General features: G+C 71.6%; 23 protein-coding genes. 14 read left to right on the top strand and 9 right to left on the bottom strand.

The annotated features are described in order from the left end of the window. The gene (locus ACZ6S0_RS14490) at window positions 1–1,371 is read right to left on the bottom strand and encodes a glutamine synthetase family protein (protein WP_465916574.1); all 1,371 of its coding nucleotides are present in this window, start codon (window positions 1,369–1,371) and stop codon (window positions 1–3) included. A gap of 82 nt (window positions 1,372–1,453) precedes the next feature. On the opposite strand from ACZ6S0_RS14490, the gene ACZ6S0_RS14485 reads away from it, so the two are divergent. The 3 genes from ACZ6S0_RS14485 (at window position 1,454) to ACZ6S0_RS14475 (ending at window position 3,797) form a co-directional block, all read left to right on the top strand. Next, window positions 1,454–2,200: a FadR/GntR family transcriptional regulator gene (locus tag ACZ6S0_RS14485; protein WP_465916570.1), complete on the top strand. Its 747-nt coding sequence runs from the start codon at window positions 1,454–1,456 to the stop codon at window positions 2,198–2,200. 64 nt (window positions 2,201–2,264) lie between these two features. Continuing rightward, entirely contained in the window at window positions 2,265–3,017 is a 753-nt protein-coding gene (locus tag ACZ6S0_RS14480) for a hypothetical protein (protein ID WP_465916567.1), read from the top strand. Window positions 3,018–3,101: 84 nt separating this feature from the next. Next, a complete protein-coding gene (locus ACZ6S0_RS14475; RefSeq protein ID WP_465916564.1) occupies window positions 3,102–3,797 on the top strand; it encodes a nucleotidyl transferase AbiEii/AbiGii toxin family protein in 696 nt (231 codons plus the stop codon). A 19-nt stretch (window positions 3,798–3,816) separates the two neighbouring features. Here the strand turns inward: ACZ6S0_RS14475 and ACZ6S0_RS14470 are convergent, their stop codons facing one another. The 3 genes from ACZ6S0_RS14470 to ACZ6S0_RS14460 form a co-directional block, all read right to left on the bottom strand. Continuing rightward, on the bottom strand, window positions 3,817–5,253 hold the full coding sequence (locus tag ACZ6S0_RS14470) for a nickel/cobalt transporter (RefSeq protein WP_465916560.1): 1,437 nt from the start codon (window positions 5,251–5,253) through the stop codon (window positions 3,817–3,819). Next, window positions 5,250–6,449: a tetratricopeptide repeat protein gene (locus ACZ6S0_RS14465; RefSeq protein ID WP_465916558.1), complete on the bottom strand. Its 1,200-nt coding sequence runs from the start codon at window positions 6,447–6,449 to the stop codon at window positions 5,250–5,252. The genes ACZ6S0_RS14470 and ACZ6S0_RS14465 overlap by 4 nt, the downstream gene beginning before the upstream one ends. Before the next feature lie 166 nt (window positions 6,450–6,615). Continuing rightward, window positions 6,616–7,992, bottom strand: coding sequence for a DUF4331 domain-containing protein (locus ACZ6S0_RS14460; RefSeq protein WP_465916554.1), 1,377 nt, complete (start codon window positions 7,990–7,992; stop codon window positions 6,616–6,618). A 227-nt stretch (window positions 7,993–8,219) separates the two neighbouring features. Here ACZ6S0_RS14460 and ACZ6S0_RS14455 point away from each other — a divergent pair, with 227 nt between their 5' ends. The 3 genes from ACZ6S0_RS14455 (at window position 8,220) to ACZ6S0_RS14445 (ending at window position 12,555) form a co-directional block, all read left to right on the top strand. Further along, window positions 8,220–9,926: an ABC transporter ATP-binding protein gene (locus ACZ6S0_RS14455; RefSeq protein WP_465916549.1), complete on the top strand. Its 1,707-nt coding sequence runs from the start codon at window positions 8,220–8,222 to the stop codon at window positions 9,924–9,926. Between the two features lie 75 nt (window positions 9,927–10,001). After that, entirely contained in the window at window positions 10,002–11,651 is a 1,650-nt protein-coding gene (gene hutU, locus ACZ6S0_RS14450; RefSeq protein WP_465916546.1) for a urocanate hydratase, read from the top strand. 58 nt (window positions 11,652–11,709) lie between these two features. Next, window positions 11,710–12,555 carry a MurR/RpiR family transcriptional regulator gene (locus tag ACZ6S0_RS14445; RefSeq protein ID WP_465916541.1) on the top strand — a complete coding sequence of 282 codons (846 nt, stop codon included), beginning with the start codon at window positions 11,710–11,712 and terminating at the stop codon, window positions 12,553–12,555. Here the strand turns inward: ACZ6S0_RS14445 and ACZ6S0_RS14440 are convergent. The 3 genes from ACZ6S0_RS14440 to ACZ6S0_RS14430 are packed head-to-tail and all read right to left on the bottom strand — an operon-like array spanning window position 12,535 to window position 14,782. Continuing rightward, window positions 12,535–13,284 (bottom strand): ABC transporter permease, encoded by a 750-nt coding sequence (locus ACZ6S0_RS14440; RefSeq protein ID WP_465916537.1) that lies wholly within the window; start codon window positions 13,282–13,284, stop codon window positions 12,535–12,537. The two genes, ACZ6S0_RS14445 and ACZ6S0_RS14440, sit on opposite strands and share 21 nt — an antisense overlap. Next, window positions 13,281–14,234 carry an ATP-binding cassette domain-containing protein gene (locus tag ACZ6S0_RS14435; RefSeq protein WP_465916534.1) on the bottom strand — a complete coding sequence of 318 codons (954 nt, stop codon included), beginning with the start codon at window positions 14,232–14,234 and terminating at the stop codon, window positions 13,281–13,283. Before ACZ6S0_RS14435 ends, ACZ6S0_RS14440 begins: the two co-directional genes overlap by 4 nt. A 17-nt stretch (window positions 14,235–14,251) precedes the next feature. Continuing rightward, a complete protein-coding gene (locus ACZ6S0_RS14430) occupies window positions 14,252–14,782 on the bottom strand; it encodes a PadR family transcriptional regulator (protein ID WP_465916529.1) in 531 nt (176 codons plus the stop codon). Between the two features lie 56 nt (window positions 14,783–14,838). On the opposite strand from ACZ6S0_RS14430, the gene ACZ6S0_RS14425 reads away from it, so the two are divergent. From ACZ6S0_RS14425 to ACZ6S0_RS14405, 5 genes are all read left to right on the top strand, one after another. Next, window positions 14,839–15,525, top strand: a complete 687-nt coding sequence (locus ACZ6S0_RS14425; protein WP_465916525.1) for an SDR family oxidoreductase — start codon at window positions 14,839–14,841, stop codon at window positions 15,523–15,525. A gap of 32 nt (window positions 15,526–15,557) precedes the next feature. After that, complete coding sequence (locus tag ACZ6S0_RS14420) at window positions 15,558–16,790, top strand: allantoate amidohydrolase (RefSeq protein ID WP_465916521.1); 1,233 nt, start codon at window positions 15,558–15,560, stop codon at window positions 16,788–16,790. Beyond that, window positions 16,781–18,103, top strand: coding sequence for a formimidoylglutamate deiminase (locus ACZ6S0_RS14415; RefSeq protein WP_465916518.1), 1,323 nt, complete (start codon window positions 16,781–16,783; stop codon window positions 18,101–18,103). Before ACZ6S0_RS14420 ends, ACZ6S0_RS14415 begins: the two co-directional genes overlap by 10 nt. Window positions 18,104–18,201: 98 nt before the next feature. Next, on the top strand, window positions 18,202–19,347 hold the full coding sequence (gene hutI, locus ACZ6S0_RS14410) for an imidazolonepropionase (RefSeq protein ID WP_465916515.1): 1,146 nt from the start codon (window positions 18,202–18,204) through the stop codon (window positions 19,345–19,347). A gap of 106 nt (window positions 19,348–19,453) precedes the next feature. Further along, entirely contained in the window at window positions 19,454–20,395 is a 942-nt protein-coding gene (locus ACZ6S0_RS14405; RefSeq protein ID WP_344885371.1) for a sigma-70 family RNA polymerase sigma factor, read from the top strand. Window positions 20,396–20,569: 174 nt separating this feature from the next. Here the strand turns inward: ACZ6S0_RS14405 and ACZ6S0_RS14400 are convergent, their stop codons facing one another. After that, a complete protein-coding gene (locus tag ACZ6S0_RS14400; RefSeq protein ID WP_465916510.1) occupies window positions 20,570–21,139 on the bottom strand; it encodes a TetR/AcrR family transcriptional regulator in 570 nt (189 codons plus the stop codon). 79 nt (window positions 21,140–21,218) lie between these two features. Between ACZ6S0_RS14400 and ACZ6S0_RS14395 the strand changes: the two genes are divergently transcribed. Further along, complete coding sequence (locus tag ACZ6S0_RS14395; RefSeq protein ID WP_465916507.1) at window positions 21,219–22,037, top strand: alpha/beta fold hydrolase; 819 nt, start codon at window positions 21,219–21,221, stop codon at window positions 22,035–22,037. A gap of 69 nt (window positions 22,038–22,106) precedes the next feature. Here the strand turns inward: ACZ6S0_RS14395 and ACZ6S0_RS14390 are convergent, their stop codons facing one another. Beyond that, window positions 22,107–23,033 (bottom strand): ABC transporter substrate-binding protein, encoded by a 927-nt coding sequence (locus ACZ6S0_RS14390; protein ID WP_465916504.1) that lies wholly within the window; start codon window positions 23,031–23,033, stop codon window positions 22,107–22,109. Between the two features lie 208 nt (window positions 23,034–23,241). Here ACZ6S0_RS14390 and ACZ6S0_RS14385 point away from each other — a divergent pair, with 208 nt between their 5' ends. Together ACZ6S0_RS14385 and ACZ6S0_RS14380 are read left to right on the top strand one after the other, a co-directional pair. Further along, window positions 23,242–24,600, top strand: coding sequence for an ammonium transporter (locus tag ACZ6S0_RS14385; RefSeq protein WP_465916501.1), 1,359 nt, complete (start codon window positions 23,242–23,244; stop codon window positions 24,598–24,600). Continuing rightward, window positions 24,597–24,935 carry a P-II family nitrogen regulator gene (locus tag ACZ6S0_RS14380; RefSeq protein ID WP_185071480.1) on the top strand — a complete coding sequence of 113 codons (339 nt, stop codon included), beginning with the start codon at window positions 24,597–24,599 and terminating at the stop codon, window positions 24,933–24,935. The genes ACZ6S0_RS14385 and ACZ6S0_RS14380 overlap by 4 nt, the downstream gene beginning before the upstream one ends. Window position 24,936: the final 1 nt, after the last annotated feature.

The raw sequence follows: 24,936 nt of genomic DNA, 5'->3' as shown, positions 1-24,936 counted from the left end.
TCACATTCGCTCGAAACCACGGAACAGCTCCCAGTCCGTCACCGCCGCGTCGTACGCCGCCAGCTCCACCCGCGCGTTGTTCGCATAGTGCCCCACCACGTCCTCGCCGAACGCCTCGCGGGCCGCCTTCGACCCCTCGAACAGGGTCAGCGCGTCCCGCAACGTCACCGGCACGGTCTCGGCCCCCGAGGCGTAGGCGTTGCCCGCGTACGGGTCCTCCAGCGGCAGCCCGGCGTCGATGCCGTGCAGCCCGGCCGCCACCAGCGCCGCCACCGCCAGGTACGGGTTCACGTCGCCGCCCGGCACCCGGTTCTCCACGCGCAGCGAGTGGCCGTGGCCGACGAGACGCAGCGCGCACGTCCGGTTGTCCACCCCCCACTTGACGGCCGTGGGCGCGAAGCTGCCCGGGACGTAGCGCTTGTAGGAGTTGATGTTGGGGGCGTAGAGGAGGGTCAGCTCCCGCATGAGAGCGAGCTGCCCGGCGATGAAACGCGCGCCGAGCGGCGAGAGCCCGTACCGCTCCTCGCCCGCCATCACCGGGTCGCCGTCGACGCCGCGCAGCGAGATGTGGATGTGGCAGGAGTTGCCCTCGCGCTGGTTCGGCTTGGCCATGAACGTGATCGACCTGCCCTCCTGGGCGGCGATCTCCTTGGCGCCGGTCTTGTAGATGACGTGGTTGTCGCAGGTCCTGAGCGCCTCGTCGTAGCGGAAGGCGATCTCGTGCTGGCCGAGGTTGCACTCGCCCTTGGCGGACTCGACGTAGAGCCCGGCGCCCTCCATCTCGCGCCTGATCCGGCGCAGCAGCGGCTCGACGCGGGCCGTGCCCAGCAGCGAGTAGTCCACGTTGTAGAGGTTGGCCGGGGTCAGGTCGCGGTAGGCGCGCCTCCAGGCGTCCTCGTAGCTGTCGTCGTAGACCACGAACTCCAGCTCCGTGCCCACGTACGCGGCCAGCCCCCGCTCGGCCAGGCGGGCGAGCTGCCTGCGCAGGATCTGGCGGGGCGAGGCGGTCACGTCGCCGCCGTGCTCCCAGGCCAGGTCGGCCATCAGCAGCGCCGTGCCCTCGTGCCAGGGCACCCGGCGCAGCGTCGTGAGGTCGGGCCGCATCACGAAGTCGCCGTAGCCGCGTTCCCAGGACGACATCGCGTAGCCGGGGACGGTGTTCATGTCCACGTCGACCGCCAGCAGGTAGTTGCAGCCCTCGGAGCCGTGGTGCAGCACCTCGTCCAGGAAGTAGCGGGCCGACAGCCGCTTGCCCTGCAGCCTGCCCTGCATGTCGGCGATCGCGAGGAGCACGGTGTCGATCCGCCCGGCCGCGATCTCGTCGCGCAGTTCGTCCACGGACAGGAACCCGGTGCTCGCTCGATCGTCCACGCTGTGTCGCTCCGATCTGGCCTGGCGCGCTTTCCCGTTGATTGGGCTAGTCTCAGACCATTGATGTGTATGCCGGGATCACTTGTCAAGACCTGAGGACACGTTGGACGAGTCGGCGCGTTGGACGACGGTGCTGCGCCCGGTCAGGGCCGGCAACGCCTTCGAGGAGACCGTGGAACGGCTGCTCCAGGCGATCAAGCTGGGCGTGGTCCCGCCCGGCGGCAAGCTTCCACCGGAGCGCGAGCTGGCCGCCCAGCTCGGCATCAGCAGGGTGACCCTGCGCGAGGCCATCAGGGCGCTGTCGGACGAGGGCTATCTCGACGTGCGCAGGGGCCGCTACGGAGGGGCGTTCGTCACGTACACGCCGCCCGAGCCCGACGCGAGCGACCTGCGTCAGGTGGTCAACGAGATGGGCCTGGCCGAGCTGACGGACGCGCTGACGTTCCGGCTGGCCGTGGAGTGCGGCGCGGCCCAGGTCCTGGCCGCCACCACGCTCACCGAGGAGCAGCGGGAGGTGCTGCGGCGCAGGCTCGCCGAGCTGAACCGGGCCGGGCTCGACGACTACCGCCGCCTCGACACCGCCTTCCACCTGTCCATCGCGGAGCTGACAGGGTCCACCCTGCTCGCCACGACCTGCGCCGACGCCCGCTCCCGGGTCAGCGACCTGCTGAACGCGATCCCCATGCTCCAGGTCAACCTCGACCACGCCGCCGTGCAGCACCGGGCCATCGTGGAGGCCATACTGTCCGGAGACCAGGACGCGGCCAGGCGGGCCGTGGCCGAGCACCTGGAGGGCACGGCGGCGTTGCTGCGGGCGTTCCTGTCCTGATGTTCCCCCAGCGGGGCACGCGGCCCGTGACGGGCGGGCGGCTCGTACCATCGAAGCCAGGCTCATGGGGAACTGGTTCCAGCACAGCATCATCGCCACGGGACGGCTTCCGCTGTTCTGCTACTTCGTCATGCTCATCGTGGCCTTCATCGCCACCCGCATCAACGTCCGCCTGATCAGGGCGAGGGTCGGCTGGTTCCGCAACGTCAACGTGGGGGAGATGCACATCCACCACGTGGTGTTCGGCGTGGTGCTGATGCTCGTCGGCGGCGTCGCGCTCATCGTCTCGCCCGGCTCGCAGGTCAGCACGGCCGTCGCGGCCTCGGTGTTCGGCGTCGGCTCGGCGCTGGTGCTGGACGAGTTCGCGCTGATCCTGCACCTGCACGACGTCTACTGGGAGGAGGAGGGGCGCACCTCCGTCGACGCGGTCTTCATCGCGATCGCCGTGAGCGGCCTGCTCCTCATCGGCCTGCGCCCCCTCACCTGGGACTACGGCACCCCGGTCAATCCGGCCGCGCTGATCGGGGTCAACCTGGTGCTCGCCGTCGTCACCCTGCTGAAGGGCAAGATCTGGACGGGCATGGCGGGGCTGTTCCTGCCGCCCATGCTGGTGGTGGGGGCCGTACGGCTGGCGCGGCCGGGCTCCCCGTGGGCCCGCTGGTTCTTCGCCGGGCGCTCCCCGCGCAAGCTGGCCAGGGCCGTCCACCGGGAGGAGCGGTGGCGGCGGCCGGTGATCAAGGTGAAGATCGCGTTCCAGGAGTTCCTCTCCGGGCGTCACGACCTGCCCTCCACGCGGCGTGGGCGGCGGCGTACCTGAGGTCGGGCCTCCCCGGGGTGCTGTGCCGCCTCGCCCGCGTCGGCATACTTGAGGCGTGGCATCTCCGTGGGAGACGGTCGGCTGATGGGCTTTCCTCCGCCCTTCCATGAGCGGCTGCTGCGCGTGCTCGCGCCCGTCTGCGAGCCGTACGGGCTGGCTCTGGCGGGACGGCACGCGTTCGGGGCGCACGGGGTGGCCGTGCGGCCGGGCGACGGTCTCGACCTCGTCGCCGCCTCGGAGATCCCGCTGGCGCTCGTGGCGCGAGGGGTGGCCGGAGCGTTCCCTGCCGAAGGGCTGGAGGCGACGATCGCCGGGGTCACGCGGCGAACGGGGCAGGTGGTGGTCAGCGATCCCGTCACCGGCCAGACCTGCGCGTGCGGCCTGCACCGCGAGGCCCTCCAGCGGCCCCCGACCACCTGGGGCGCGCTGAAGGTGGTCGGCCTCGACGACGCCGTCGGGCTGAGGATGCGCGCCGTGCACGAGGGCGGCCTGGCCGCAGACCTCATCGACGTCGCCGCCGTCGCCCACCTCTACTCCTATCGGGCACTCGAACGCCTCGGCGCCGCGCACCACGACGGCTTCTCGGTGCACGAACTGCTCGTGCGGCTGGAGTTCGCCGATCTCATGGGGCCGGAGAGCTTCGAGGCCCACGGCCTGGACGAGGAGCGGATCAAGGAGCTCCGCCGGTTCACCCGGGACTGGGTGGCGGACATCAAGCTGCGGCGGGCCGACGACGGTGACGCCGACCACGACTCTCCCGACGTGCCGGAGATCGACTAGGAGCCCGGTCGCCGCCTGGCTAAAGTGCCGCGACCGAGCGCAGGGCCAGGCCCGTGCCCAGGAGGACGACCATGGCGGCCGTTCCCATCGGGGCCAGGCCCGAGAGCCTCGCGGCCAGGCGGCGGCCCGCCGAGGCGCGTCGTTCCAGCCGGTCCACGAGCTTGACCAGGAGCAGTCCGGTCACTGTGAGGGTGGCGGCCATGCCGAGCCCGTACGCGGTCACCAGCGCCACCCCGAACCACGTACGGCCCAGGGCGATCGCGCCGAGCAGCACGATCAGGGCCGAAGGGCTGGGGACGAGGCCGCCCGCCACACCGAGCCCGATCAGCCCCGACCGCCTCGCGGGCCGATCTCCGTGCCCGTGCCCGTGCCCATGCCCGTGTTCGTGCGGGTGGGGGTGGCCGTGGCGGGCGTTCAGGAGGAGGCGCAGGCCGATGACGGCGATGAGGGCGCCGCTGGCCACCCCCAGCCAGGCCAGCACCGACTCCCCGGCCAGCGCCGTGAACACCGTCAGCAGCAACCCCACCACCAGCACCCCGGCCGTGTGCGTGGCGGTCACCGTCGCGCCCACCACCAGGGCGTCACGCGGACGTCCGCGCCGCCCCGCCAGGTACGCCGCCATGATGGTCTTGCCATGCCCGGGGATCAGCGCGTGCCCGGCCCCGAGCACCACGGCCAGCCCCACGGCCAGCAGCCCGAGCGGCACCGTGAGCGACTCCGAGCCGATCAACCCGGCGAACGTGCGGTCCAGCGCGGCCAGCGCGTCCCCGACCGGGCCGCCGACGCCGATGCCGCCGGGAGCGGTGCCGTCCTGAGCGCCCCCCTGAGGGCCGCCCTGCGTGACGCCCGAGAGAGTGCCGGAGACGGTGCCGGAGACGGTGAAGGTGGCGGTGCGTTGGTCGAGTGGGTCCGCGAGGAGGTCGTCGGGGTAGGCCAGCAGTTCCCGGCTGACGCTCGTCGCGGGCGCCGAGGAGGCGGTCAGGCGCACCCCGTCCCCGGCCACGGTGATCTCGCGCCAGCCGATCCTGTCCTGTTCGAACCCGTCGGTGAAGGTCACCGCCCCCGAGGCGCGGACTTCGGCCACGAGGCGGCAGGACAGGCGGCTGGTCCGCAGGCCCCCCTCGCCGGGGGAGTAGGTGAGGGCGGAGCCGGTCACCCGCCACGGCACCGCCGCGCCCGCCACCTCCAGCCGCTGGGCGGCGGCCAGGGCGGCGCAGCGGCGGGCCGCGTACGTGGCGTCCGCCTCCGGCCGTTCCTGCAGGGTGGGCAGCTCGGCCAGATCCACGACGGCGAGGTTGCGCACGTCGGAGGCCGAGACGCGCAGGCCGTTGTAGTGGTTGACGGTGAAGTTGCCCAGCGGATGGGCGGAGGCGGGGGCGGCCAGGAGAACGCTCGCGCACAGCGTCAGCAGCAGCCCCGTCGCCACGGACAGCAGGCCGAGCGGGACCGCTCTCATGAGAACCTCGCCAGCGCGGACAGAGCCGGGTCGAATCCGGGATCCACCCGCGCGGGGCGGCCGAGGGCCCGCTCGATCCTGGCGCGGTGGTAGGAGAGCAGCGGGTTGCGCCAGCCGGTGGCGGTGGCCTCCTTCGCGTACGGCAGCGCCTCGCCCGGCCTGCCCGCCCTGAACAGCGCCCAGGCCAGGGCGTCGGCGGCGACGAGGTTGGGGTTGCGGGCGTATTCGGCCCGCGCGTGCCGTACGGCCTGCTCCGGGTCGCCGTGGTCGGCCTCGAACTCGGCCCACGTCAGGTCGTCGCGCACGCCCGCGGCCTGGAAGAGCCTGCGCTGGGCCCTGAGCAGCGTCCAGTCGGGGCGCCCGCCCGCCTTGATGCGGGTCTCGCCCTGTTCGATGAGGTACTGCGGGAGGGGGAGGCGCTCGACGACCTGGTCGTACAGGTCGAGCGCCTCGGTGAGGCGGCCGTCGAGGGCCGCCGCCCTGGCCTGCCCGGCGAGCGCGGGCGTGTACGCGGGATACGCCTGCAGCGCCTTGGCGTACCAGCCGGCCGCCGTCTTCAGGTCGCCGGAGTGCAGGGCCAGCTCGCCCAGGTAGTAGCGGGCGTAGGCGAGGTCGGCGGGCAGCCAGGCGTCGTCGTGGGCGAGTTCGAGGTACCTGCGGGCCTCGTCGCGGTCGCCGCGCAGCTCGGCGGCGTACGAGGCGCGGGCGAAGGCCGCCACGCTGGGACGCAGGTCCATCATCCTGTCCACGGCGCTCTGGGCCCCGCGCAGGTCGCCGAGCTGGGTCCGGGCGTCGGCGAGCACGCCGTACGCCGCGGCCCCGTACGGGTTGGCGTCGATGGCGCGTTCGGCCAGCCTGGCGGCCGCGGCGAACTCGTGGCGGCCCGCGGCCAGGGCCGCCTGGCCGGTCAGGACGGCGTCGTCGCGGTCGTTCAGCCTGGCGGCCGTGGCGAGCGCGCCCTCCGCCTTGGCGTAGTACGACGGGTCGCCGGTGATCCGGGCCTGGTCGACGTACTGGGAGGCGAGCCGGGCCCAGCCGCGGTAGTCGCCGGGCAGGCGCTTGAGCCGCTCCTGGAGGGTCTCGCGGCGGGCCGCGTACGCCGTCGGCTCGGGTGCGGGCGCGGCGGAGAAGGAGAGCAGGGTGAAGATCGTCGCCCCGACGAGGGCGAGACCGGCGAGTGTCGCGAAGGCACGCATGTCCATGGCTCCAGAACGGGAGTGCGGGCCGGCCGGCCGCGACGGGGACACGGCCGGCCGGCCCTTTTCCGGTGGCGGCGGGCCATGGGAGACGGGTGGTCCGCCGCCGGGTGGACCGGCCGGATCGGAGAGGGAGCCGGCCGGTCGGGAGGGTGCGAGCGCCGAGTCAGCGCTGGTTCACTGCGACGTCGCTCGGCAGCGGGATGTACGGGAACGTCCGGAGCGCGGGCTTGTCGTTGCCGTCCACCTTGTCCGTCAGTCCGGGGACGAGCCTGCCGGTCAGCGCGGCACCGGCCACGGCCTGCAGCGCGATGTCCACCACGTCGTCGCCGAGCCGGCGGCCGTTGGGGAATCCCTGGAGGTCCCCGCCGAGCACGCCGAGCCGGTTGGGGTCCTTGGCGGGCGGGATCGACATGTTCAGCCGCAGCATCTCCGAGGGGCGCAGCTTGCCCGCGTCCTTGTTGAGCACCTGTGAGTTCAGGTCGGCCTTGATGGGGCCGTTCCGCTTGGCCAGGCCGGTCAGGAAGATCTCGACCAGGTCGGTACGCGGGGTCGCGGGCGCCTTGATGCCGTAGACGGTCTGCAGCAGCCTGGCCACCTCGGGGTCGGTGACCCGGTCGACCAGGGCCTTGACGTCGGCGTCCTTCGACGGGTCCAGCGCGTTGAAGGCGTCCTTCAGCCCGGCGGGCGCCACGACCTCGTTCACCAGCGGGTTGCACAGGCGGGAGACCTGCACGTACGAGCGGCCGTCGAACTTGTCGGTGGTGGAGCAGACGCCGATCACCGGGTTGCGCCTGGGGTCGCCCTTGAGCGCCACCTCGGACTGCGGGATCTGGAGCGCCACGGTGTTGACGTTGTAGCCCTTGGCGGTGTCCTGGCCGACCTCGGACAGGTCGCCGCCGTAGAGCAGGTCGAAGACCCGCAGGTCGAGGAAGAACGCCTCGTCCGACTGCCCGGCGAACGACCTGCCGCCGCCCGGCAGGCCCTTGATCGCCTGGTTGCGCAGGGTCGCGTAGTCGGGCATGGAGGCGCGGCCGACGTGGCTGGGCGCGACAATGCCGTCGTCGACCAGTGTCCTGGTGCCGCCGGGGGTGATCCGCTTGAGCGTGTAGCGCTGGCGGAAGAGCAGGTTGGGGTCGTCCAGCGAGGTGACGGGCCCGTTGTTGTAGAGGAACGTGGTCGTGCCGCGCTTGTCCTCGTTGCGGAACGTCCACTGGTAGGTGATGTCCGTCTTGGCGTCACCGTTGTTGTCGATCTTGATGTTGTACCGGGACTTCGTGGCGAACGGGTAGAAGTTCGGGCCGCCGTGGGGCTCCTCGAACGGGATCCAGTTGGCCAGCAGGGTCACGGTGCCGGCTTTGTCGGGGCTCACGAACGCGTACAGGTCCGTGTTGTCGTGCTGCGGGTCACCCGCGATCATCGGGGCCTCGCGGTGCGAGGAGGCGGTGCCGGAGTCGGTACGGAGCACGGCCGACGACGACGCGGCGACCGCTGCGGCGAGGCCAAGTCCGACCAGAGCGCGCCGGTTGATCCGGAGCTCCATGTTCGGTCCTTTCGAAGGGCTGATCGTGACGTACGAGGTTCCGGCCGGGTTCCTCGACGCCCTATTCGTCCCTCGGCCCTCCGTGGATGTCGGGCTCCTCCTTGAGAATGAGGGTCAACCAAAGTTGACATACTTAGGTCGTCAATTTAAGTTGACCCTGTCTCGGGGGTGCCGACCGCGTGCTCCCGTTCGTTGGCGAAACCAGAAATGTCGTGAAAGGAGATGCGGTGGTCAAGGAGCTGCTCGCCTACATCCGCCCGCACCGGAAGATCCTCGTCGTCGGCGGATTACTGAGCTTGATCGGCTCGGCGGCGGGCCTCGCGATGCCGTTGCTGGCCAAGTACGTGGTGGACGCCTTCGGCCAGGACCGGTCGATGGCCGGGCCGTTGCTGTGGCTGACCGTGGCGGTGTTGGTCGGCGCGGTCGTCTCGGCCGGGGGAAGCTACCTCATGGAGCGCACGGGCGAGGGCATCGTGCTGAGCGCCCGGCGCAAGCTGGTGGACCGCATGCTGCGCCTCAGGGTCGCCGACGTGGACCGGCTCAAGCCCGGCGACCTGCTGTCGCGGGTGACCGGTGACACGACGCTGCTGCGGGCCGTCCTCACGAACGGCATCGTGGAGTCGGTCAGCGCGGCGTTCATGCTGGTCGGGGCCATCGTCATGATGGCGGCCATGGACGGCGTGCTGCTGCTGGTCACGCTGCTCATCGTGGTGCTCATCGGCGGGCTGGTCGCGTTGATCATGCCGAAGATCCAGCGGGCCCAGACGCACGCCCAGGAGGCCGTGGGCGAGATGGGGGCCGTGCTGGACCGGGCGTTGCAGGCGTACCGGACGGTCAAGGCCAGCGGCGCGGAGGAGCGGGAGATCGCCGTGGTCGGCGAGGCTGCCGTGCGCGCCCGCGACCGCGGCCTGCAGGTCGCGGGATGGACGTCGCTCGCGGGGGTGGCGACGTGGATGGCCGTGCAGATCGCGTTCGTGGCCGTGCTGGCGGTGGGCGGCGCCCGGGTGGCCTCGGGCACGCTGGACGTGTCGTCGCTGATCGCGTTCCTGCTCTACCTGTTCTACCTCGTGCCGCCGATCGGGCAGCTCGTCCAGGGCGGGGTGCAGTTGCAGCAGGGCCTGGCGGCGATGAAGCGGATCAAGGAGATCGAGAACCTGCCCGCCGAGCCCGCCGACGCCGTGACGCCCGCGGAGGGCCGGCCCATCGGCCTGACCTTCATGGACGTGGCCTTCCGCTACGGCGACGACCGGCCGACCGTGCACGACGGCGTGAGCTTCGAGGTGCCGCCGGGCGGCCTGACCGCGCTGGTCGGGCCCTCGGGGGCGGGCAAGTCCACGGTGTTCGGGCTGCTCGAACGCTTCTACGACCACCAGGACGGCCTGATCGCCATCGACGGCCGGGACATCCGCGACTGGCCGCTGGGCGAGCTGCGCGCCGCCCTCGGCTACGTCGAGCAGGACGCCCCCGTGCTGGCCGGCACGCTCAGGGAGAACCTGCTCTTCGCCGCCCAGAACGCCACGGAGGAGGAGCTGCGCCGGGCGATCGCGCGTACCAGGCTCGACGACCTGGTGGACCGGCTGCCCGACGGGCTGGAGACGGCGGTCGGCCACCGCGGGGTGCTGCTGTCGGGCGGCGAGCGGCAGCGCGTGGCCATCGCCAGGGCGCTGCTGCGCAGGCCCAGGCTGCTGCTGCTCGACGAGGCCACCTCGCAGCTCGACGCGGTCAACGAGCTGCGGCTGCGCGAGGTCATCGCCGAGGTCGCGACGGAGACCACGGTGCTGGTCATCGCGCACCGCCTGTCCACGGTGACCAACGCCGACCGGATCGTGGTCATGGAGGGCGGCCGCGTACGGGCTGTGGGCACGCACGACGAACTCGTCGGCGGGGACGAGCTGTACCGCGAGCTGGCGGCCACCCAGTTCCTGGTCAGTTGACGCCCTCCACTGCGGGACGGTCGCGTAGCGGGTTAGTCTCTTCGTGAATGGTTTCATTCACGAAGGGACCACCCCATGAGCCGGATTGTCCGCGCCCCGCGAGGCACCACGATCACCGCGAAGGGCTGGCCGCAGGAGGCCGCGCTGCGCATGCTCCAGAACAACCTCGACCCCGAGGTCGCCGAGCATCCGGAACAACTGGTGGTCTACGGGGGGTCCGGCAAGGCGGCCCGCGACTGGCCCTCGTTCGACGCGCTGGTCAGGACGCTGACCACGCTGGAGGGCGACGAGACCCTGCTGGTGCAGTCGGGGCGGCCGGTCGGCGTGTTCCGTACGCACGAGTGGGCGCCCCGGGTGCTCATCGCCAACTCCAACCTCGTCCCCGACTGGGCCACATGGGAGGAGTTCCGGCGGCTGGAGGCGGCCGGGCTCACCATGTACGGCCAGATGACGGCCGGGTCGTGGATCTACATCGGCACGCAGGGCATCCTGCAGGGCACCTACGAGACGTTCGCCGCCGTGGCCGCCAAGCGCTTCGGCGGTTCGCTGGCCGGGACGATCACCCTCACGGCCGGGCTCGGCGGCATGGGCGGCGCCCAGCCCCTGGCCGTCACCATGAACGGCGGCGTGGCCATCTGCGTCGACTGCGACCCGCGCTCGGTGGCCCGCCGCATCGAGCACCGCTACCTCGACGTCGAGGCGGCCTCGCTGGACGAGGCGCTGCGCCTCGCCTACGAGGCCCGCGACGCCCGCCGGCCGCTGTCGATCGGAGTCGTCGCCAACGCCGCCGAGGCCCTGCCCGACCTGCTGGCCCGCGGCGCCGAGATCGACATCGTCACCGACCAGACCTCGGCCCACGACCCGCTGATGTACCTGCCGCTCGGCCTGGCCTTCGACGACATGGCCGCGGCGCGCGACAAGGACCCGGCCGGGTTCACCGAGCGGGCCCGCGCGTCGATGGCGCGGCACGTCGAGGCCATGGTCGGCTTCCAGGACGCCGGGGCCGAGGTGTTCGACTACGGCAACTCCATCAGGGGCGAGGCCAAGCTGGCCGGCTACGGCCGGGCCTTCGACTTCCCCGGGTTCGTGCCCGCCTACATCAGGCCGCTGTTCTGCGCGGGCAAGGGCCCGTTCCGGTGGGCCGCCCTGTCGGGCGACCCGGCCGACATCGCCGCCACCGACCGCGCGATCCTGGAGCTGTTCCCCGACAACGAGCCCCTCGCCCGCTGGATCCGCAAGGCCGGGGAGAAGGTGCACTTCCAGGGACTGCCCGCGCGCATCTGCTGGCTGGGCTACGGCGAGCGGAACGTGGCGGGCGAGCGGTTCAACGACATGGTGGCCTCCGGCGAGCTGCAGGCGCCCGTCGTGATCGGGCGCGACCACCTCGACAGCGGCTCGGTCGCCTCCCCCTACCGCGAGACCGAGGCCATGGCCGACGGCTCCGACGCGATCGCCGACTGGCCGCTGCTCAACGCGATGCTCAACACCGCCTCCGGCGCCGCCTGGGTGTCGATCCACCACGGCGGCGGGGTCGGCATGGGCCGCTCCATCCACGCCGGGCAGGTGACGGTGGCCGACGGCACCCCGCTGGCCGCCGAGAAGCTCGCCCGCGTGCTCACCAACGACCCCGGCACCGGGGTCATGCGGCACGTGGACGCGGGCTACGAGGAGGCCGCGGAGGTGGCCGCCGACAAGGGCGTGCGCATCCCGATGCGGGAGACCTGATCGGATCCGGTATCCGTGCGCGGGATGAGAATGGCGGGTCGCCGACGTTGGAGGTGGCGTGGCGGACGGATATCACGATGGCTACCACATGGGGCTCGACGTGCTGCTGGACGGCCGGAGGCTGTCACCCGTACAGCGCAGGATCGCGCACTATCTCAGCGAGCACCTGGACGAGGCGATCTTCCTGTCCAGCGTGGAGCTGGCAGAGCGGGCCGGGGTCAGCCAGCCCTCGGTGACCAGGTTCGCCATGGTGCTGGGCTTCGCGGGCTATCCGGAGCTGCGCCAGGCGCTGCGGCCGCTGGTGCTCGGCGGCGGCGTCGAGGCGCCGCGGGAGAGCCTGCTGCCCGGGGCCATCGACTGCGAGATCCGCAATCTCGGGCTGGTCAGAGAGCGGCTGGCGGCGTTCCCGCTCAAGGAGCTGGGTGAGCAGCTCGCGGCGACCGAGCCGCTGCCCGTGCTGGGGCTGCGCGTCTCGTGCGGGCTGGCCACCACCTTCGCCTACTACGCCCGCCGCATCCACCCCGACGTGCGGCTGCTCACCCACGGCGGCTCCGAGCTGGCCGACGGGCTGCACGCGGCCCGCCGGGCCGGGGCCGAGTGGGTGGTGGCCGTCGTGCTGCCGCGCTATCCGGTGGAGGCCCTGCAGGCCCTCGACTACGCGGGGAAGCTGGGCCTGCGGGTGGCCGCCATCACCGACAGCGCCGGCTTCCCCGCCGACGTGGTGCTGGACGCGCCCGTCGGCGACCGGCTGGTGTTCGACTCGCACGCGGCGCCGCTGGCGCTGGCCATGGCCCTGGTGGAGGCCATGGCCGATGCGGTGCCGTTGCGCACCAGGGCCAGGCTCGACGAGTACGAGCGGATGGCCGAGGAGACCGGCACCTTCCTACCCGGCGATCCTGCGTAGCGACCGCATCGACCACAGGGTGGTGAGCACTGCCAGAACCGCGAACAACCCGAACGCGATCGGGACCGACGGGTCGCCCAGCCGCCCGGCGAACAACGCCCGCCCGGCCTCGACCGCGTGGTAGAGCGGGTTGACCGGGGCCAGGAACTTCATCCAGTCGGGCGCGAACGAGATGGGCACGAACAGCCCGGCCAGCAGCATGATCGGCAGCATGAAGAGGTTGAGCGTCTGCGACATGCCGTTCTCGTCGCGCACGGTCAGCGCGAGCCCCTGCGACAGCCCCGAGGCGAACAACCCGGTCGCCGCCATCAGCAGCAGCACCAGCAGCAGCTCCACGGCGCCGATCCGCACGCCCATGGCGATGGCCACGATCAGCACCAGCACGGCCTGGAGGACCAGGACGACCATGTCCTTGGCCACCCGGCCGAGCACGATGGCCGGTCGCCAGGCGGGGCTGACGGCGTACCGCTCGAGTGAGCCGTTGCGCAGCTCGGCGATCAGCCCGAACCCGGAGAACAGCGACCCGAAGACCGCGATCATCATCATGGCCGCCGGGGTGAACATGCGCAGCGCGTCGACGGTCGTGCCGCCCGGCGTCATGGTCTTGAGCAGCGGGGCGAACATCAGCAGGTACAGCACCGGCTGCATGATGCCGAACAGCGGCCAGATCGGGTTGCTGAACGACTTGCGCAGCTCGTAGCCGGTGAACAGGACGGTGTGGCGGATCATGCGGCGGCTCCCGAGTCACGCAGGGTACGGCCGGTCTTGGCCAGGAAGACGTCGTCGAGGGTGGACCGGTCGAGCGCGATCGAGCTGAGCCCGAGGCCCTGCTCCTCCAGCGCCCGCAGCAGCACGGGCAGCGTGTGCTCGCCGTCGTCGACGTAGACGCGCAGCCGGTCGTCGTCGACGCGGATCTCGCGGGCCAGCGGCCCGAGCGTCTCTGCGGCCCGTTCGGGATCGTCGAGCCTGAGCGAGATCACGTCGCCGGAGACCTCGCGCTTGAGCGCGGCCGGCGTGCCCTCGGCGACGACCAGACCGTGATCGACGATCATCAGCCGGTCGCAGAGCGCGTCGGCCTCGTCGAGGTAGTGGGTGCTGAGCAGGACGCTCGTGCCCGACTCGCGCAACTGCCTGATGCGCTCCCACAGGTTGGCGCGATTCTGCGGGTCGAGGCCGGTGGTGGGCTCGTCGAGGAAGAGCAGCGGCGGGGTGTGCACCAGCCCGATCGCGATGGCCACGCGCCGCTTCTGGCCGCCGGAGAGCGTACGGCCGGGGCGGTCGGCCATCTCGGTCAGCTCGAACCGTTCGAGCACCTCGGACGTGGCCCGCCTCGGGTCGGCCATCGCATGGATCCTGGCGGCCATCATGATCTGGGCGCGGGCGCTGGTGGTGTCCTCGACCCCGCCGGCCTGGCTCACGTAGCCGAGGCTGCGCCGGATCGCGGCGGGCTCCTTGCGCAGGTCGTGGCCCGCGATGGTGGCCGTGCCCGCGTCGGGGGCGATGAGCGTGGACAACATCCTGATCGTGGTGGTCTTGCCGGCGCCGTTGGGCCCGAGCACGCCGAAGATCTCGCCCTTCTTCACCTCGAGGTCGACGCCGCGTACGGCCTCGACGGTCTGGGTGCCCTTCCTGCTCCTGGTGGTGAACGTCTTCCGCAGGCCATGCGCCTGAATGATCATTGGGGGGGTCAGCTCCTTCATGGCAACTGGTCGGCCTCGACCCGGGGTATCGCCCGCTCCACCCAGTCGAGCTGGGCCTGGAACATGGCCCGCTGCAGGCCGAGGTTCTCGTTGACGTGCTGGGGAGCCCCGTGGGCGTGCTTGACGCCGGTCAGGTGCCCCATGGTCTCGACGTACATCTTGAGCTGGGCCATCCTGCCATGCAGGGCGGCCAGTATCTCCTGCTTTTCCAGGCGGTCCATGAAGGTCATCGCCACCTGGAACGGGTCCACGATCGGCTTGAGCTCGTGCCAGGACTTCAGCAGCAGCCGGTGGAACTCGGCCCGGCCCAGCTCCGTCAGCGAGTAGACCGTCCTGCCGCCCCTGCCGGACTCGACGACCTCCAGCAGCTCCTCGTCGGCCATCTTGCCCAGGCCGTGGTAGATCGAGCCGAAGGCCACGTTGGTCCAGCGGTCGATGCCCATGGCCTCCAGGCGGCGGCGGACCGCGTAGCCGTTCATGGGGCCGTCGAGCAGGGCGCCGAGGATGAGGATGCGCGTCGAAGACATAGGCTCAAGTTTGTATACAAATTTGAGTATCCGTCAACCTCAATAAGCTGCCCCCCATGACTGAACGAGCGCAGGCGCTGGTCACAGGCGCGTCCAAGGGCGTCGGCGAAGCCGTGGCACGGGCCCTGGCACCCACCCACGACGTCATCCTCGGTGGCCGTGACGAGGAGGCGCTGGCCGCGCTGGCGGCTGAGCTGCCCGGCGCGCGGGCCTGGCCGGTGGAGCTGACCCAGGTCTCGGCGGCCGACGTCGCGGGCGTCGAGCGGCTCGACGTCCTCGTGCACAGCGCCGGGGTCGTCACCCTCGGCCCGATCGCCGACCAGGGCGCCGACGTGTGGCGGCGCACGATGGAGATCAACGTCGTCGCCGTCGCCGAGCTGACCAGGCTGCTGCTGCCCGCGCTCAGGCGGGCCGAGGGCCACGTGGTCTGCGTCAACTCCGGCGCCGGGCTGCGCGCGAACCCCGAGTGGGCCTCCTACGCGGCCAGCAAGTTCGCGCTCAGGGCGTTCGCCGACGCGCTGCGGCTGGAGGAGCCCGCGCTCAGGGTCACCACCGTCTATCCCGGCCGGATCGCCACCGACATGCAGCGGGGAGTGCGGGCCCAGGAGGGCGGGGAGTTCGAGCCGGAGAAGTACCTGCGGCCGGAGACCGTGGCGCGGGCCGTGCTGGCCGCCGTCACCGCCGGGCCCGACGCCCACCTCACCGAGCTGACCGTCCGCCCCAGAGGAGGCCCCGTCAACTGAGGTGAATGGATTCATTCACTACAGTTGGCTCCATGCTTGAACCACTCGCGCACATCGGACGAGATCCGAAGACCGGCGGATACCTGAGGGACTCGTGGTCGGACGCCGACCTGGAGCTGCGCGAGTGGTTCGCGGGCGAGGCCGCGCGCCGGGGCCTCGACCTGCGGGAAGACCGCAACGGCAACCTGTGGGCGTGGTGGGGCGCCCCGTCGTCCGCGCGCCCCGGCGTGGTGACCGGCAGTCACCTCGACTCCGTACGCCAGGGCGGCGCGTACGACGGGCCGCTCGGCGTCGTGTCGGCCTTCGCCGCGCTCGACCTCCTGAGAGACCGGGCCGTGACGCCGTCCGTCCCGGTGGGCGTGGTCTGCTTCGCCGACGAGGAGGGCGCCAGGTTCGGCGTGCCCTGCATGGGCTCGCGGCTGCTGACCGGGGCGCTCTCGCCCGAGCGCGCGCTCGGGCTCACCGACGACGACGGCGGCACGCTGGCCGAGGCCATGCGGCGGGCCGGGCGCAGGCCGGAGCGGGCCGGGCGTGACGACGAGACCCTGGCCCACGTCGGCACGTTCGTGGAGCTGCACGTCGAGCAGGGGCGCGGGCTCGTGACCGAGGGCAGGCCCGTGGGCGTGGCCGCCGCGATCTGGCCCCACGGGCGGTGGCGGTTCGACTTCCGCGGGCGGGCCGACCACGCGGGCACGACCGGGCTGGCCGACCGCGACGACCCGATGCTGCCGTTCGCCCGCATGGTGCTGGCCGCGCGGGAGGCCGCGCGGCGCCGCGGGGTGGTGGCCACGGTGGGCAAGGTACGCGTCTCGCCCGGCAACGCCAACGCCATCCCCGGCCTGGTCTCGGCCTGGCTGGACGCGCGCGGCGCGGACGAGCGCGAGGTGCGGGGGCTGGTGGCCGACCTCGCCCACGCGGTCGGCGCGGGCGAACCTGGCGCTGGGCCCGCCACTGTGCCCGCCACTGGGCCGGTGCCGGGCGAGGTGGACGTGCGGGAGGAGTCGTGGACCCCGGTCGTCGACTTCGACGTGGCGCTCAGAGACCGGCTGGCCAGGGTGGCGGGGGGCGACACGCCCGCGCCGATCCTGCCCACGGGCGCCGGGCACGACGCCGGGATCCTGGCCACGGCGGGCGTCCCGAGCGCCATGCTGTTCGTCAGGAACCCCACCGGCGTGTCCCATTCCCCCGACGAGCACGCCGAGCGGGCAGACTGCGAGGCGGGAGTCGTGGCACTCGCGGACGTGCTGGAGGATCTGTGTCGCTGACCTACTGGTGCGAGCGGGCCTGGCTGCCCGACGGCGTCGCCGACGACGTGCTCGTCGAAGTCGACGGCACCAGGATCACGAGGGTCGAGCAGGGCCCGCCCGGCTCGGCGCAACGCCTGCCGGGGCTGACGATCCCCGGCCTGGCCAACGCCCACTCCCACGCCTTCCACCGCGCCCTGCGCGGCGCGACGCAGGAGGGCAAGGGCGACTTCTGGACCTGGCGCGAGCGCATGTACGAGGTGGCCGCCCGGCTCGACCCCGCCTCCTACCAGCGGCTGGCCACGGCGGTCTACGCCGAGATGGCGCTGGCGGGGGTGACGTGCGTGGGCGAGTTCCACTACCTGCACCACGACGAGGGCGGGCGGCCCTACCCCGATCCCAACGCGATGGGCCACGCCCTGGTCCGTGCCGCCCGTACGGCCGGGCTGCGCATCACGCTGCTCGACACCTGCTACGTGTCCGGCGGCGTCGGCGCCCCGCTGACCGGCGTGCAACTGCGGTTCAGCGACGGCGACGCCGAACGCTGGGCGGCCAGGGCCGAACGGCTGGCGGCCGAGTACGAAGGGCAGCCCGACGTCGAGATCGGCGCGGCCATCCACTCCGTACGCGCGGTGCCGCCCGAGCAGATGCCCGTCGTGGCCGACTTCTCCCACCGGCACGCGGCGCCCCTCCACATGCACGTCTCCGAGCAGCGGGCCGAGAACACGGCCTGCGTGGAGCTGTACGCGGCCACGCCCGTCCAGATCCTGCACGAACGCGGGGCGCTGGGGCCGCGCTCGACCGCCGTGCACGCCACCCACCTGACCGACGTGGACATCGAGCTGCTGGGGCAGTCGGGCACGTACATGTGCGTGTGTCCCACCACCGAACGCGACCTCGCCGACGGCATCGGCCCGACGCGGGCGGCCTTCGAGCGGGGCGCGCAGATCACGCTGGGCTCCGACAGCCACGCCGTGATCGACCTGTTCGAGGAGGCCAGGGCGGTGGAGCTGCACGAGAGGCTGGCCACCGAGCGGCGCGGCCACTGGCCGGCCGCCGACCTGCTCGCCGCCGCCGCGGGCGCGGGCCACGCCTCGCTCGGCTTCCCCGACGCGGGCCTGCTGGTGCCCGGAGCCTGGGCCGACCTGGTGTCGATCCGGCTCGACTCGGTGCGTACGGCGGGCACGCCCGGCCTGGAGGCGGCCGTGTTCGCGGCCACGGCGGCCGACGTGCACTCCGTCGTGTCCGGCGGCCGCCGGATCGTCACGGACGGAAGGCACGTGCTCGGCGACATCGGCCCCCTGCTGGCCGAGACGATAGCCGACCTGCGATGACGACACAGCGACGGCACAGCGATGACGACACAGCGACGACGGCCCATGATGACGGCCGGGTGGGGCGGCGCGTGCCGCGTGACGACGGGAGACCTGTGGTGACCACGACGTTGATCGACGGAATCGGCCTGCTCTACACCGGCGACCCCGAGCGCGAGGAGATCCCCGACGCCGCGCTCGTCATCGAGGACGGCCTGGTCGCCTGGACCGGCCCCGCAGCCCAGGCCCCCGACGCCGACGAACGGGTGGACGCCGCCGGCCGGGCCGTCATCCCCGGCTTCGTCGACAGCCACGCCCACCTGGTCTTCGCCGGTGACCGGACGGCCGAGTTCCAGGCCCGCATGTCCGGCGAGCCGTACACCGGGGGCGGCATCAGGACCACGGTCGCCGCCACCCGCCGGGCGAGCGAGGCGGAGCTGGCCACCCGCGCCCGCGCCCTGGTGACGGAGATGCTGGCCCAGGGCACGACCACCGTGGAGATCAAGAGCGGTTACGGCCTGTCCGTCGAGCACGAGCGGCGCTCGCTGGAGATCGCCACCGGCCTGACCGACGAGACCACCTTCCTGGGGGCGCACGTGGTGCCGGCGGACATGGACGCCGACTCCTACGTCCGGCTGGTGGCCGGGGAGATGCTGGAGGCGTGCGCGCCGTACGCGAAGTGGGTGGACGTGTTCTGCGAGCGGGGCGCGTTCGACGGCGACCAGACGCGGGAGATCCTGGCCGCCGGGCTCAAGGCCGGGCTCGGGGTGCGGGTGCACGCCAACCAGCTCACCGAGGGGCCGGGCGTGCGCATCGCCTGCGAGCTGGGCGCGGCCTCGGCCGACCACTGCACGCACCTCACGCCGGGCGACGTGGAGGCGCTCTCCTCCTCGGGGACGGTGGCGACGCTCCTGCCGGGGGCCGAGTTCTCCACGCGCTCGCCGTACCCCGACGCGCGGGGGCTCGTCGACGCCGGGGTGACCGTGGCGCTGGCGACCGACTGCAACCCGGGGTCGTCGTTCACCTCGTCGATGGCGTTCTGCGTGGCGCTGGCCGTACGGGAGATGCGGATGACGCCGCTGGAGGCGGTCAGGGCGGCGACGTACGGAGGGGCGCGCGCACTGCGGCGTACGGACGTAGGCTGGCTGCGACGCGGAGCCCGCGCCGACCTCGTCGTCCTCGACGCCCCCTCCTATGTACACCTTGCCTATCGGCCCGGCGTCCCCCTCGTTCACCAGGTGTTTCAGGGCGGGCTCCTCCTTTAGGAGGACATCCAGAACCATCCCGCAGGCGTAGTGCTTTAGGGAATCTTTGCATCTGGCCGGACGTTGGCCGGGTATAGAACGCATCTGCGGAACGAGGTGCCTGGGGATGGCAAGGCCTACGGGGAGTCGCACGCAGGAGCAGCACATCGCTGACCGCGATCTGCTGGGGACATATCTGGCCGAGATCGGCCGGGTCCCACTGCTCACGGCGGAAGAAGAGGTTGAGCTCGCCAAGCGGATAGAGGCGGGGCTCTTCGCCGAGCAGCTCCTCGACAGCGGGGGCTCGGAGCCGCGCATCGGGGACGCGGCCGACGAGGAACTGGAGCGGCTGGCCATTTCCGGCCAGCGGGCCAAGGAGGAGTTCATTCAGGCCAACCTGCGCCTGGTGGTGGCGGTGGCCAGGAAATATTCGGGTCGGGGGATGCCGCTGATCGACCTGGTCCAGGAGGGGAACCTGGGCCTGGTGCGCGCGGTGGAGAAGTTCGACTACCGGCGGGGGTACAAGTTCTCGACGTACGCGACGTGGTGGATCAGGCAGTCCGTGGGGCGGGCCATCCACGAGCAGGCGCGTCCGGTGCGGCTGCCCACGCACGCGGGGGAGCAGATGACCCGGCTGATGCGGGTCCGTCGTGACATGCTGGCGGAGTTCGACGCCGAGCCGACCGACGACGATCTCGCCGGGATCCTCGACCTGCCGATCGAGCGGGTCCGTGAGCTGCGGCGCTGGGCGTCCGACCCGGTCTCGCTGCAGCTCGGCGTGGGCGACGAGGACGAGACCGAGCTGGGCGACATGATCGCCGACGAGACGTGGGCCGACCCCGAGCAGCAGGCCATCGACATCCTGGAGCGGGAGCGGCTCGACCAGTGGCTCACCGGTCTGGAGGGGCCGACCAGCGAGATGCTGCGGTGGCGTTACGGGCTGGTCGACGGGCGCGAGCACACGCTGACCGAGGTGGGCGAGCGCTACGGCATCGGCCGTGACCGCGCCCGCCGCATCGAGCGCGACGCCCTGGCCCGCCTGCGCAAGATGGCCACGGCGGCCGCCTGACACCCGCGACGCCGACGGAGGCGCCTGACGCCTCCTGACACTCGCGACGCCGACGGGGGCGCCGGACACCTGATCCGGCGCCCCCGTCGGCGTGTTCCGAAGATCCCACGCCCGGCGTCTCCGTCAGCCGCCTCCGTCCGGCGTCGGGATCCGTGGCTCGCGGGGCGTCGGTGGTCAGCGCGGGCGGAGGAGCCTGTGGAGGAACTCCCGCACGGCGGCCTCGGCGGTGGCCTGGTCGCCGCCGCGCGCCACCATCAGGACGCTCTCGTTGACGGCCGCCAGCAGCATGTGGGCGTGCAGGTCCAGGAACTCGGCCGGCACCGCCCCCGTGGCGTCGAGTGCCGCCCTGAGCATGCCGAACGAGTAGCGCTCCTCCATCGCCCGCCACCGCTCCCAGCCCAGCACGGCCGGGGCATCGGTGAGCACGATGCGTTTGATCACCGGGTCGCGCGCCAGCCGGACCCAGGCCAGCACGCCCGTGAGCAGGGCCTCCTCGGCGTCGCGTGAGCCCCGCACCGCCCGCACCAGTTCGGCGCCGATGGCCGCCTCGGTGGCCTCCAGCACGGCCTCGAACAGGGCCTCCTTGCCGGCGTAGTGGTGGTACAGAGCCCCCCTGCTCAGCCCCGACTCCTGCAGCACCGTCTCGATCGACGTGTCGTCGTAGCCGCGCTCGGCGAACAGCCGCGTGGCGATGGTCAGGACCTTGTCGCGGGTGGCCGCGCCGCGTTCGGCCTTGAGGTTCATGAATCCACAATAGACAAACCGACTATCGGTCGGTAACTTCATAGACCGACAGTCGGTTTGTTAAATGGAGGAACCACCGATGGACGGCATCCACTACGTCGACGTGGGCGAGGGGTCCGAGGGCCGGCCCGTGAGCCTGTTCGTGCACGGGGTCGGCACCAGCTCCCACCTCTGGCGCAACGTCATCGCCGAGCTGCGCGGCGAGCGCCGCTGCGTGGCCATCGACCTGCCCCTGCACGGCGGCAGCGCCCCGCGCGACGACCTGTCGCTGCCCGCGCTGGCCGAGGCCGTCGAGGAGCTGTGCGAGCACCTCGGTCTGAGCGAGGTCGACCTCGTCGCCAACGACACCGGCGGGGCGGTGGCCCAGATCTTCGCCGTACGCCACCGCGAACGCCTGCGCACGCTCACCCTCACCAACTGCGACGTGCACACCAACCTCCCGCCCGAGGCGTTCAGGTCCACCGTCGAGCTGGCCGCCAAGGGCGAGCTGGCCGCGCTCGTCGCCGCCGTGCTCGACTGGCCCGACCTGCTGGCCGACACCGCGCTCGGCGCCGGGTACGAGCGCATCGACGACCCGGCGGCGCTGGTGGAGGCGTACCTGCGGCCGATCTTCGCCGGGCCGGACGGCGGGCGCGCGTTCGAACGCCTGCTGACCTCTCTCGACGCCAAGGACCTGGTCGCCATCGAGCCGCAGCTCACGGTGCTGACCGTGCCGACGCTCGTGGTCTGGGGCACGGACGACGTGTTCTTCGACGTGAGCTGGGCGCGCTGGCTGCGGGACACCATCCCCGGTGTGCGGGAGATCGTGGAGATCGAGGGCGGGCGGCTGTTCTTCCCCGACGAGCGGGCCGATGAGCTGGTGCCCCATCTGCGGCGCTTCTGGGCGGCGCAGCCGTAGGCCCCTGAGCGCGGCCCGGTCTCGTCGGGAGGGCCGCCCGCCCGGGTCACACGAGCGGCCCCGCCCGGGTCAGGCGAGCGGCGTCAGATACTTGTCGAGGTCGTCGAGGATCTTGCCGGCCGCCGTGACGCCGATCCCGAGCATCCAGATCTCGTCGTCCACGTTGTGGGCGTTGTTCGACTTGACCGCTTTCAGGTTCTTCCAGAGCGGTCCGCCGGTCACCGCGGCCTGCGACTTGGCGGACGCCTCCCCGTACGCGCTGTAGAAGATCGCGTCGGCGTCGGCCTTGGTGATGTTCTCCTGGCTCACCTTGCCGAAGCGCCGGTCCTCCTGGTCGGCGAGCTGCTGAGCCTCGGGCCGGGGGATGCCGGCGTCGCCGACGACGATGCCGCTGAACGACTGGGGCCCGTACACGCGGATCTCGGTCGGCAGGAACCGTACGATGCCGACCTGCAGCTTCGCGAACTTCGCGCCCACCTCCTTCGCCCGCGTCTCGTACGCGGTCATGAGCTGCTGCGCCTGCTCCTTCTTGCCCAGCGCCTCGGCGTCGAGCAGGAAGTTCTCCTTCCAGGTGATGCCGACCCGCTCGGTGAACACGGTCGGGGCGATCTTGGCGAGCTTGTCGTAGAAGGCCTCCTGGCGGAACTTCGTGCCGAGGATCAGGTCGGGCTTGAGCGCCATGATGGCCTCGATGTTGAGCTGCTGGAGCGTCCCCACCGGCTTGGTGGCGGCCAGGGCCGAGCCCAGGTATTTCGGCCAGGACTGGCTCTCCTGGGCCTGGGCCGCGCCGACGGGGGTGAGGCCGAGCGAGACCATCGTGTCGAGCTTGTCCGTGTCGAGCACGACGACGCGCTTCGGGGTCATGGGCACCTTGGTCTCGCCCATGGCGTGTTTCACGGTCCTGGTGGGACCGGCCTCCTGGGAGGCGGTGGAGGTGCCGCACGCGGCGAGGGTGAGGAGGGGGAGCATGGCGGCTAGGGCCAGGCGCAGTCGCATGGGCGTTCCTTGATCGCTTAGGTTAGGCAACCCTAAGTATCGCACGCTCGATATTGCGTCGCTCAAATAGGTCCTGTGAGAGGCCCGAAACGTCGGTGAAACACCCGCATGGCGAGATTCACGAATGTGAAACACGCGCGGTCGAGCCACGAAACCACGGAAGAACACGCTGTGGCCACACGTCACATGCAAAAGGAGGGTCGCTTCGATGATCGACAGCGGCACTACCGCCTGGATGCTGGTATGCACCGCCCTGGTGCTGCTGATGACTCCGGGCCTCGCGTTCTTCTACGGGGGAATGACCAGGGCCAAGAGCGTGCTCAACATGATGATGATGTCGTTCGTCAGCATCATCGTCGTGACGGTCGCGTGGGTCCTGTACGGCTACTCCCTGGCGTTCGACACGGCCGGTGACGGGACCGGCTTCGTCAACAAGATCGTCGGAGGGCTCGACTACGTCGGCCTGAGCGGGGTCTTCAACGCCGTCTACGAAGGTCTGATCGTCGAGGGCGGCAGCGTGACGGCCGAGGCCGCCGCCGCCGACAACTTCCCGCTGATGGTGTTCTCCGCCTTCCAGCTCACCTTCGCCATCATCACGGTGGCGCTGATCAGCGGCGCCATCGCCGACCGGGCCAAGTTCGGCGCTTGGGTGCTGTTCTCCCTGGTGTGGGCCACGGTCGTCTACTTCCCCGTCGCCCACTGGGTCTGGGGCGGCGGCTGGCTCACCCAGCTCGGCATCGAAGACTTCGCCGGCGGCACGGTCGTCCACATCAACGCCGGCGCCGCGGCGCTCGCGCTCGCGCTCGTCCTGGGCAAGCGCCAGGGCTGGCGCAAGGAGCCCATGCGGCCGCACAACCTGACCCTGGTGCTGCTCGGCACCGGGCTGCTGTGGTTCGGCTGGTTCGGCTTCAACGCGGGCTCCGAGCTGGCCCCCGACCAGACCGCGGGTCTGGCGTTCATGAACACCCAGGTCGCCACGGCCGTGGCCGCCGGCGCCTGGCTCGTGGTGGAGAAGCTGCGCGACGGTCACGCGACCACGCTCGGCGTCGCCTCCGGCGCGGTGGCAGGTCTGGTCGCCATCACGCCCGCCTGCGGTTTCGTCGACCCGTGGGCGGCCGTGGTGATCGGCGTGCTGGCCGGTGTGGGCTGCGCCTACGCCGTGGGCCTGAAGTACCGGGCGGGCTTCGACGACTCGCTCGACGTGGTCGGCGTCCACCTGGTCGGCGGTCTGATCGGCGCGGTCGCGCTGGGCTTCGTGGCGGCCTACCCGTTCCTGCCCGGCCAGAACAAGGGCATCCTGATCGAGGGCGGGCAGATCAGCCAGCTCGGCCTCCAGGTGCTCGGCCCGATCGCCGTCGGCGGCTACTCGTTCGTCATGTCCTGGGTCATCGGCAAGGTCATCGACAAGACGATGGGCTTCCGCATCGCCGAGGACGCCGAGCTGACCGGCGTCGACATCGCCACGCACGCCGAGACGGGCTACGACCTGGGCACCGTCTACGCCTCCGGCGTCAGCTCCTCCAACGGTCCCGTAATCTCCCCGGCCACGAAGAAGGTGGACGCATGAGGCTCATCACGGCGATCATCAAGCCCTTCAAGCTGGATGACGTGAAGGCCGCGCTCGAACAGTTCGGCATCAAGGGCATGACCGTCAGCGAGGCCAGCGGCTACGGCCGCCAGCGGGGCCACACCGAGGTCTACCGCGGCGCCGAATACCAGGTGGACCTCGTCCCGAAGGTCCGGCTGGAGGTGCTCGCGGAAGAGGATGACACCGAGGACGTGATCGACGTCATCGTCAAGGCGGCGCACACCGGCAAGATCGGCGACGGCAAGGTGTGGTCGGTTCCCGTCGACACCGTCGTCCGAGTGCGCACGGGAGAACGGGGTCCGGAAGCCCTGTGAT

This window comes from Nonomuraea sp. NPDC051298 (assembly GCF_055586305.1).
Note: the sequence above shows the minus strand (reverse complement) of the source record. Positions and strands in the feature narration are given on the sequence as shown.